The organism is Hydrogenophaga sp. A37 (genome assembly GCF_002001205.1).
Taxonomy (GTDB): Bacteria; Pseudomonadota; Gammaproteobacteria; order Burkholderiales; family Burkholderiaceae_C; genus Hydrogenophaga.
Map to the genome: position 1 here is coordinate 1 of NZ_MUNZ01000025.1, position 4,708 is coordinate 4,708.

Here is a 4,708-nt window from a genome sequence, read left to right on the forward strand (position 1 = left end):
CATGGGGAGTTCCCAAAAACAACCCCACCCTGCGCGGGTGGGGTTGTTTTTGGGAACTCCCCATGAAATCTGCTGAAAACCTGTTGCCGAAACTGGTGATCGCGCCCGCCTTCGTGCTGGGCTTCGCCTTCATCTACGGGCTCATGATCTGGAACGGCGTGCTCTCGCTGACCGGCTCGCGCATGCTGCCCAACTACGAGAACTTCGTCGGCCTGGACCAGTACGCCACGCTTTGGGAGATGGACCGCTGGTACGTGGCCCTGAAAAACCTCGGCATCTTCAGCGTGCTCTACGTCGGCGGCTCGATGGCCGTGGGCATGGTGCTGGCGATCTTTCTCGACCAGAAGATCCGCGCCGAAGGCCTGCTGCGCACCATCTACCTCTACCCCATGGCGCTGTCGTTCATCGTGACCGGCACCGCCTGGAAATGGATTCTCAACCCCAGCGATGGCCTGCAAAAACTCATGCAGGACCTCGGCTGGACGACCTTCAGCTTCGACTGGCTGGTGCAGTCGGACTACGCGATCTACTGCGTGGTGATCGCGGGCATCTGGCAGTCGGCCGGCTTTGCGATGGCGCTGTTCCTCGCGGGTTTGCGGGGCATCGACGACAGCATCATCAAGGCCGCGCAGATCGACGGCGCTTCGCTGCCACTGATCTACTGGCGCATCATCCTGCCGATCCTGCGGCCGGTGGTCTTCTCCACCGTGCTGGTGCTCTCTCACCTGTCGATCAAGAGCTTCGACCTGGTGATGGCGCTGACCGCCGGCGGCCCAGGTTTCGCGACCGACGTGCCCGCCACCTTCATGTACACCATGAGCTTCACGCGCGGCCAGATCGGCCTGGGCGCGGCCAGCGCCACCATGATGCTGGCGACCGTGGCGGCGATTGTTGTTCCGTACCTCTACAGCGAACTCAGGGCGAAACCTCATGACCGCTAAATCCTTCTCCTTCGGACGCCTGTTCACCTACGGCCTGCTGCTGGTCGCTGCGTTGTTTTTCCTGGCGCCGCTGTACGTGATGGTTGCGACCTCGCTCAAGGACGCCGAGCAGATCCGCTCGGGCAACCTGCTGAGCCTGCCCCACGGCTTGAACTTCGAGGCCTGGCGCCTGGCCTGGTCCACCGCCTGCACGGGGGTGGACTGCCGCGGTCTGCAGCCCTATTTCTGGAACTCGGTGATCATGGCCGTGCCGGCGGTGCTGATCTCCACCGCCTGGGGCGCGATCAACGGCTACGTGCTGAGCATGTGGAAGTTCCGGGGCTCGGAGGTGCTGTTCGGCTTCCTGCTGTTCGGCGTGTTCATGCCTTTCCAGGTGGTGCTGCTGCCCATGAGCCAGGTGCTGGGCTGGCTCGGCATCTCCAGCTCCATCGGCGGGCTGGTGCTGGTGCACTGCCTCGCGGGCATGGCCGGCACCACGCTGTTCTTCCGCAACTACTACACGGCCGTGCCGCGCGAGTTGGTGAACGCCGCGCGCATCGACGGCGCGGGCTTCTGGCGCATCTTCTGGCGCATCGTGGTGCCCATGTCCACGCCCATCATGATGGTCACGCTGATCTGGCAGTTCACCAACATCTGGAACGACTTCCTGTTCGGTGTGGCCTTCAGCGGCGCCGACAGCAAGCCCGTCACCGTGGGCCTGAACAACATGGCCAACACCACCAGCAGCGTCAAGGCCTACAACGTGGACATGGCCGCCGCCATCATCGCCGGCCTGCCCACCATGCTGGTGTACGTGCTCGCCGGTCAATATTTCGTCAAAGGTCTCACGGCTGGCGCCGTGAAGGGATAACACATGGCTTCCTCTCTGCACATCAAAGGCATCCGCAAGGCGTTCGGCAAAGGCGACAAGATGGTCGAGGTGCTCAAGCGCATCGACATCGACGTGGCGCCGGGCGAGTTCCTCATCCTGGTCGGCCCCTCGGGCTGCGGCAAGTCCACCCTGCTCAACATCATTGCCGGCCTCGAAGAACCCACCGAGGGCGAGCTGCACATCGCTGGCACCAACGTGATCGGCATGGCGCCGGCGCAGCGCGACATCGCCATGGTGTTCCAGAGCTATGCGCTGTACCCGACCATGACCGTGGCCGACAACATCGGCTTCGCGCTGGAGATGCGCAAGGTGCCGGTGGAGGTGCGCAAGAAGCGCATTCACGAGGTCGCCGCGCTGCTGCAGATCGAGCACCTGCTCGACCGCCGCCCGGCCCAGCTCTCGGGCGGTCAGCGCCAGCGCGTGGCCATGGGCCGGGCCCTGGCGCGCGACCCGCAGCTGTTTTTGTTTGACGAGCCGCTGTCCAACCTCGACGCCAAGCTGCGCGTGGAGATGCGCGCCGAGATCAAGCGCCTGCACCACCTGAGCGGCATCACCACGGTGTACGTGACGCACGACCAGATCGAGGCCATGACCCTGGGCAGCCGCATCGCGGTGATGAAAGACGGCATCCTGCAGCAGATCGACACGCCAGACGAGATCTACCGCCGTCCGGCCAACACCTACGTGGCGGGCTTCATCGGCTCACCCACCATGAACTTCATCCCGGGCCAGGTGGAGCGCTCCGGCGACAGTGGTCGGTTCGTGTTCGTGGGCGGCGCGCTGGACCTGCCTTGCCCGGACGTGCCGCAGGTGACGCTGGGCCAGCGGCCCGAGCACATCCACCTGAGCGACGACTCGCCCTGGCGGGGCGAGGTGGTGCTCGTGGAGCCCACCGGTGCCGACACCTACGTGGTGGTGAAAACGGCGGTGGGGCTGATGACGGTGCGTGCCCCAGCCAACACCAAGATCCAGGTGGGCGACACCGCCGGCATGACGGTCAGCGGGCGCCACAACAACTGGTTCGACCACCAGTCGGGCGTGCGGCTCAAGGAGATGGACGCGCACCACGCGCCGTGATAACGGCCACCCCCGCAGCGCTTTGCGCTACCCCCAAGGGGGCGGCACTGGCCGTCCGGCAAAGCCGGCCCGGCGGTGCCCTGGGCTGGACCGTTTCATGCGTCGGGGTGGTGCTCCGGACACATAAAAACGGATGCCCATGGTTACATGAGGGTCAGCACGACCCTTAGGCCCTGCGGCGCCACGCGCTCCACCTGCGCGTCGCCGCCATGGCGCCGCGCGATCTCCTTCACGATGGCCAGACCCAGCCCGCAGCCGCCAGGCTGTTCGCTGGCGCGCCAGAAGCGCTGGAACGCATGGGCCATGTCGTCGTCGCTGAGCCCCGGGCCGTTGTCTTCAACGATCAGGCGGGTGCTGTCGCCATGGGCCTCGACCTTGAGCGTGACCGCGCTGCCGCGCGGCGTGTAGCGCAGGGCGTTGTCGATCAGGTTGGCCATCGCTTCGCGCAGTTGCAGGGCGTCACCCTGCATCTCGCGGTGATCGGTGCCTTCGAAGCCCAGGTCCACGCCCGACGCGACGGCCTTGGGGGTCCATTCACGGGCCACCTCGCGGGCGAGGGCGGCGAGGTCCAGCGTCTCGCGCCGGGCTGTGGTTTCGGTGCGCGCCAGGGTGAGCAGCTGGTGCACCAGGTGGGCACTGCGCTCGGCGCCGGTCAGCACCTTGTTCAGGCGCGCGCCGACCACCGGGTCTGCCGTTTCGCGCTGCGCCAGCTCCACCTGGCTGATGAGCCCGGCCAGTGGCGTGCGCAGCTGGTGGGCGGCGTCGTTGATGAAGCGCTTTTCCTGGTTCACGTTGCGCGCCACCTCGTCGAGCAGGCCGTTGATGGCCTGCACCAGGGCGTGCACCTCGTTGGGCGCCTGCGTCATGCCGATGGGCGACAGCGCGTTGACCGATCGGTGCTCCAGCTGCGAGGTCAGGCGCGTTAGCGGCGCCAGACCGCGCTGGATGCCGCCGTAGACCGCCAGGCTCAGCAGCACGCCGGCCGCCAGCAGCGGCGCCAGCATGTCGGCGATCAGCTCGCGCGCGATGCGCTGTTGCACCGCCAGACTCTTGCCCACCTGCACGCGCATGGTCTGCGGCGCGTTGTCTTCGCCGTAGTTCACCTCCATGGCCACGAAGCGCATGGGCTTGCCGTCGAAGCTGGCGCTGTAGAGCAAGGGTTCACCGGGCGCGGCGGGTGCAATGGAGGGCTGCGGCAACCGCTGGTTGCCCAGCAGAAAGCCGTCTGGCGGCGCGGACACCATGTACATGATGCGGTCGTCCGGGTCTTGCTCCAGCACGTCCTGCGCAGCGCGTGGAAAGTCGATCAGCAGGCCCGAGCCGATGGGTTTGACCTGGCGCGCGAGCGCCCGAACCGACTGGGTCAGCGACTGGTCGATGCCCTTCTCGGCGTACGAGAGGGCGATGCGGTAGGCCAGCAGGCCGCCCCCGGCCCAGAGCACCAGCTGGGGCAGTAGCAGCCAGATCAGCAGCTGGCGGCGCAGCGACAGGCCCGGCGCGCTCGCCGTCATGGCGCGTTGGCCGATTCGAGCAGGTAGCCCAGGCCGCGGATGTTGCGGATGTTGAGCGTGGAGCCGGCGAGCTTGCGGCGCAGGCGGTGCACGTACACCTCGAGCGCGTTGGACGCCACGCCGCCGGCCTCGCCGGGCTCGGACTGCCAGGCCGCGAGCACGTCTTCGCGGCTGACCACCTGCCCGCTGTGCCGCACCAGCAGGTCGAGCAGCGACCACTCGCGCTGGGTCAGCTCGATGGCCTCGTTGCCCAGCCAGGCGCGCGGCAGCACCGGGTCCACGCGCAAGCTGCCCGCGGCGGGTGGGGG

The 4,708-nt window shown here is 67.0% G+C and carries 5 protein-coding genes; 3 read left to right on the plus strand and 2 right to left on the minus strand.

What is annotated here, in order from left to right; translation table 11 throughout:
• Positions 1-62 precede the first annotated feature (62 nt).
• The 3 genes from B0E41_RS00210 to B0E41_RS00220 are packed head-to-tail and all read left to right on the plus strand — an operon-like array spanning position 63 to position 2,889.
• On the plus strand, positions 63-941 hold the full coding sequence (locus tag B0E41_RS00210; RefSeq protein ID WP_077327405.1) for a sugar ABC transporter permease: 879 nt from the start codon (positions 63-65) through the stop codon (positions 939-941).
• The gene (locus B0E41_RS00215) at positions 931-1,791 is read left to right on the plus strand and encodes a carbohydrate ABC transporter permease (RefSeq protein ID WP_077327409.1); all 861 of its coding nucleotides are present in this window, start codon (positions 931-933) and stop codon (positions 1,789-1,791) included. Before B0E41_RS00210 ends, B0E41_RS00215 begins: the two co-directional genes overlap by 11 nt.
• Before the next feature lie 3 nt (positions 1,792-1,794).
• Positions 1,795-2,889: an ABC transporter ATP-binding protein gene (locus B0E41_RS00220; RefSeq protein ID WP_077327412.1), complete on the plus strand. Its 1,095-nt coding sequence runs from the start codon at positions 1,795-1,797 to the stop codon at positions 2,887-2,889.
• Between the two features lie 143 nt (positions 2,890-3,032).
• Here the strand turns inward: B0E41_RS00220 and B0E41_RS00225 are convergent, their stop codons facing one another.
• Together B0E41_RS00225 and B0E41_RS00230 are read right to left on the minus strand one after the other, a co-directional pair.
• Entirely contained in the window at positions 3,033-4,400 is a 1,368-nt protein-coding gene (locus B0E41_RS00225) for a sensor histidine kinase (protein ID WP_077327415.1), read from the minus strand.
• Positions 4,397-4,708: winged helix-turn-helix domain-containing protein (locus tag B0E41_RS00230; protein ID WP_143433585.1), on the minus strand; the 312-nt coding region annotated here is incomplete at its 5' end. The genes B0E41_RS00230 and B0E41_RS00225, both read right to left, overlap by 4 nt.